Consider the following 469-nt stretch of genomic DNA (forward strand, 5'->3'; position numbering starts at 1 on the left):
GGCTCGCAGTTTTGTCAGAGCTTCTGAAAAGGCGGCTGAGTTGCCAGTCACCCTGCCATCGACCTGGACTATGACGTCCCCCGGCATGATGCCAGCCACTGCGCTGGCAGATCCCGGCTTCACGGTATTGACCAGTACGCCTGAGACGGTGGACAAACCAAGCGCAGCAGCGACGCCAACGCTGACATCCTGTACGCCCAGGCCCAAACTGTCGCGGGTCGGCTCCGTCGGGCGTTGGTGCCTGCTTTGCAACGTCTTTAATAGCGTATTTGCCGCGTCGACTGGAATCGCGAACGTCGTTCCCGCAGATCGATCGATGCCTCTATGCCCATGCGCAATACCGATCACCTGGCCGGCCTGGTTAAAAACAGGACCGCCGGAGTGATCCGGATTCGCCGGTACAGCAGTCTGGATGAACACAAACCGCTTGCCGTCGGACAACGTACGCAGCGCGGTACTTACGATGCCC

At 59.9% G+C, this 469-nt stretch carries 1 protein-coding gene; it reads right to left on the reverse strand.

The annotated features are described in order from the left end of the window. The coding region (locus tag H3V53_RS43420) for a S1C family serine protease (protein WP_419539760.1) at positions 1–465 on the reverse strand (465 nt) is incomplete at its 3' end. Between the last annotated feature and the right edge of the window lie 4 nt (positions 466–469).

The organism is Paraburkholderia bengalensis (assembly GCF_037126505.1).
GTDB classification, from domain to species: domain Bacteria; phylum Pseudomonadota; class Gammaproteobacteria; order Burkholderiales; family Burkholderiaceae; genus Paraburkholderia; species Paraburkholderia bengalensis.